This window comes from Pseudomonas agronomica (assembly GCF_025917275.1).
Lineage (GTDB): Bacteria > Pseudomonadota > Gammaproteobacteria > Pseudomonadales > Pseudomonadaceae > Aquipseudomonas > Aquipseudomonas agronomica.
In genome coordinates, this window is sequence record NZ_JAOSHO010000449.1 from 1 (window position 1) to 4,036 (window position 4,036).

General features: G+C 59.2%; 4 protein-coding genes. 1 reads left to right on the forward strand and 3 read right to left on the reverse strand.

What is annotated here, in order from left to right:
• Positions 1-40: 40 nt before the first annotated feature.
• Positions 41-808, reverse strand: a complete 768-nt coding sequence (locus tag OC610_RS22445) for a DODA-type extradiol aromatic ring-opening family dioxygenase (RefSeq protein WP_264430866.1) — start codon at positions 806-808, stop codon at positions 41-43.
• Between the two features lie 104 nt (positions 809-912).
• On the opposite strand from OC610_RS22445, the gene OC610_RS22450 reads away from it, so the two are divergent.
• Positions 913-1,617, forward strand: a complete 705-nt coding sequence (locus tag OC610_RS22450; protein WP_264430869.1) for a thiopurine S-methyltransferase — start codon at positions 913-915, stop codon at positions 1,615-1,617.
• Positions 1,618-1,665: 48 nt separating this feature from the next.
• Here the strand turns inward: OC610_RS22450 and htpX are convergent, their stop codons facing one another.
• Together htpX and OC610_RS22460 are read right to left on the reverse strand one after the other, a co-directional pair.
• Positions 1,666-2,553, reverse strand: a complete 888-nt coding sequence (gene htpX / locus OC610_RS22455; RefSeq protein WP_003199411.1) for a protease HtpX — start codon at positions 2,551-2,553, stop codon at positions 1,666-1,668.
• 300 nt (positions 2,554-2,853) lie between these two features.
• Positions 2,854-4,036 (reverse strand): pyridoxal phosphate-dependent aminotransferase (locus tag OC610_RS22460; RefSeq protein ID WP_264430872.1); only part of this gene is annotated, 1,183 nt, incomplete at its 5' end.

Here is a 4,036-nt window from a genome sequence, read left to right on the forward strand (position 1 = left end):
GGAGCGAGCTTGCTCGCGATTGGCGCGACTCGGTTTGCGATCAGTCGAACCGATAAATGTCCATCCCCAGCGTCCCCATCGTGAACCCCGCATGGGCAACGCTGAATGTCCCCCCAGCCCCTCGGGCAAAATACAGTGGCAGCAAATGTTCATCGCTGGGATGGCTGCGCACGGCATTGGGCGCCTGGCGGCGATAATCGTGCAGGGCCGCCTCGTCGTTCGACGCCAGTTTAGCGACTATCCAATCGCGAAACGCCTTGGCCCAGGGTTCGACGGTTTCAGGGCCGGCGTTCCAATCCAGATCCCGCAGGTTATGCGTGATGCTGCCGGAACCAATCACCAGGACGTCTTGTTCCCGCAGGCTCGCCAACGCACGGCCGACTTGCGTTTGCAGCGTCGGACCCTGTTGGCTAGGTAAAGAGACCTGTACGACGGGAATATCCGCCTCCGGATACATCAATGACAACGGCACCCAGACGCCATGGTCGGAGGGGCGTCCCGTGTCGAGGCGTGCCGGGAGATGCGTGGCGTTGAGCAACTCGGCTACCTGTGCTGCCAGCTGGGGCTCGCCTGGCGCGGGGTATTGCACCTTGTACAAGTCGGGTGGAAACCCGCCGAAATCATGCCAAGTGCGAGGTCGTGGGTTGGCGCTGACCAGGAGTTCGTTGCTCTCCCAATGAGCCGAGACAATGACAATCGCCTTTGGCCTGGGCAACTGTTCGGCCAGGCGAGCCAAGGCCGGGCCGCTTTCGCCGGGTTCCAGGGCAAGCATCGGTGAGCCATGGGAAATAAACAGGCTGGGCAGCATGGACGGGCTCCTGAGCATTAAGATGTGCCATCTTCTGTCAGGTCACTGATCAAAATCTAATATAAGTTTTAGCCCGTTTTGATCGAATTTATGGAGCGAACCCCATGGACCCCGAGTTTTGGCACAAGCGTTGGTCAACCAACCAGATCGGTTTTCATCAGCCGGAAGTGAACCCTTACCTGCAATGTTTCTGGCCCCAGTTGGGATTGCCTGAAGAGACTCGAGTGTTGGTGCCCTTGTGCGGCAAGACGCTGGATCTGCTGTGGTTGGCGCAACAAGGTTTTTCAGTAAGGGGAATTGAACTGTCGGAAAAAGCTGTCACTGATTTTTTCCAGGAACATCAGCTCGAGCCGAACGTGAGTGAGGAGGGCGCCTTCAAGATATTTCGTGCCGGCGCCATTGAAATCCGCTGCGGTGATTTCTTTGCGTTGACGCCTTTGGACGTAGCCGATTGCGCGACGTTGTATGACCGCGCTGCATTGATCGCCTTGCCCGGGCCGATGCGTGAGCGGTATGCGGCCCACCTGCAGAGCATAATGCCGGACTGTGTCGGGCTGGTGATCACGCTGGATTACGACCAGGACGACATGCCTGGACCTCCGTTTTCGGTAGGGCATGACGAGGTGCGGCGGTTGCTGGGTGGGGCTTGGGAGTTGCAGGTCTTGCACGAACAGGATGTGCTGGGCGAGAGTTGGAAGTTCTTGCAGGCGGGCGTGAAGCGACTGGATGAGCGGGTATATCTGGTATCCAGTCGAGGGGTGCACTCAATGACCCCATCGCTGAAAAGTCCGCCCCCGCGCTTGGAATAGCAGAAAAAAGCCCGCATTGCTGCGGGCTTCTCTTTGAGGCTCTAGCGATCAACCACGACGACGCAGCGCGTCAATTCGCTCTTCCAGCGGCGGATGGCTCATGAACATGCGAGCCAGGCCCTGCTTGATGCCACCGTTGATACCAAAGGCATTCAAGGTATCGGGCATGTGCACCGGCAGGCCTTGTTCGGCGCGCAGGCGCTGCAGTGCACCGATCATCGCGCTCGTGCCAGCCAAGCGTGCACCGGCGTCGTCGGCGCGGAACTCGCGTTTGCGCGAGAACCACATGACGATGGCGCTGGCGAGTATGCCCAAGACCAGTTCGGCGAAGATGGTCGCCACGTAATAGGCGATGCCTTGGCCTTCTTCGTTCTTGAATATCACCTTGTCGACGAAATTGCCGATGATGCGGGCAAAGAACATCACGAAGGTGTTCACCACGCCCTGGATCAGCGCCAGCGTGACCATATCGCCGTTGGCAACGTGGCCAATCTCGTGGGCCAGCACGGCCTTGACTTCATCCGGCGAGAAGCGTTCGAGCAGACCCTGGCTGACGGCGACCAGTGCGTCGTTCTTGTTCCAGCCGGTGGCGAACGCGTTCGCCTCGTATGCCGGGAAGATCCCGACTTCGGGCATCTTGATCCCGGCTTCGCGGGACAACTGCTCGACGGTCTGCAGCAGCCATTGTTCGTGGCGAGTGCGCGGCTGGCTGATGATCTGGGTGCTGGTGCTCATCTTCGCCATCCACTTGGAGATGAACAGCGAGAACAGCGAACCGGCGAAACCGAACACCGCACAGAAGATCAGCAGCTGATTGAGGTTGAGATCAACCCCGTTGGCCGCCATGAACCCGTTGAAGCCAAAAAGGCTCAGGGTGATGCTGGCAATCAGCACGACCGCCAGGTTAGTGGCCAAGAACAGCAGGATGCGCATCATGGTGGTAGCAATCTCCTCATGCTAAAGATGTAGCGTTATGCGGGGTATATAAGGTGCTGCCGCGGGCTATTCAACTCGCCTACTATTTCAAACTGTGTCCTACAGCCGTCCTAAATGTTTGAAAGACTTTTCTGAAAGTGACTCTGGAAATGAGATTCGGCATCCGCGCGCCGCGAACGTTGCGTTGCGTCGGCCATCCGCTCTCGAATCCCAGTGTAGAAGGACTGGTGGCGCTCACAGAACGGATGTGTTGCTGAATCAGACAGCGTGCGAGGTGAGGGGCCTCGCACGCTGGCGGGATTATTGGCGGTAGGACTTGAGGAAGTTGCCGATGCGGCCAATGGCCTGGTCCAGGTCATCGACCCGCGGCAAGGTCACGACACGGAAGTGGTCCGGCCATGGCCAGTTGAACGCCGTGCCCTGGACGACCAGCAGTTTTTCCGAGAGCAGCAGGTCCAGGACGAATTTTTCGTCGTTGTGGATAGGGCAGACTTTCGGGTCGATCCGGGGGAAGGCATACAAGGCGCCCATCGGCTTGACGCAACTGACGCCGGGAATGTCGTTGAGCAGTTCCCAGGTGCGATTGCGTTGTTCCAGCAGTCGACCCTGAGGCAGGACCAGGTCGTTGATGCTCTGGTAGCCTCCCAGCGCGGTCTGGATCGCGTGCTGGCTCGGCACGTTGGCGCATAGACGCATGTTGGCCAGCATATCGATACCTTCGATGTAGCTCTGGGCATGATGCTTGGGCCCGGAGATGGCGATCCAGCCGGAGCGGAAGCCGGCAACCCGGTAGGATTTGGACAAGCCATTGAACGTCAGGCACAGCAAGTCCGGCGCCAGGGAGGCGGTGCAGACGTGAACGGCGTCGTCGTAGAGGATCTTGTCGTAGATCTCGTCGGAAAACACCACCAGGTTGTGTTGGCGGGCCAGTTCCAGCATGCCCAGCAGCACTTCCCGGGAATACACGGCGCCGGTCGGGTTGTTGGGGTTGATGATCACCAGGGCCTTGGTGTTCGGCGTGATCTTGGCCTTGATGTCCGCCAGGTCAGGGAACCAGTTGGCTTGCTCGTCGCACAGGTAATGCACCGGGTTACCGCCGGACAGGCTCACGGCAGCGGTCCAGAGCGGGTAGTCAGGTGCCGGCACCAGGACTTCGTCGCCGTTGTTGAGCAAGGCCTGCATGGACATGACGATCAGCTCGGACACGCCGTTGCCCAGGTAGATGTCTTCGATCCCGATGCCTTCTACCTGCTTTTGCTGGTAGTACTGCATCACGGCCTTGCGCGCGCTGAACAGGCCCTTGGAGTCGCTGTAGCCTTGAGCGGTCGGCAGGTTGCGGATGACGTCCTGGAGGATTTCATCGGGCGCTTCGAAACCAAAGGGTGCCGGGTTGCCGATGTTCAGCTTGAGGATACGGTGGCCTTCCTCTTCCAGGCGTTTGGCGTGCTTGAGCACTGGGCCGCGAATGTCGTAGCAGACGTTG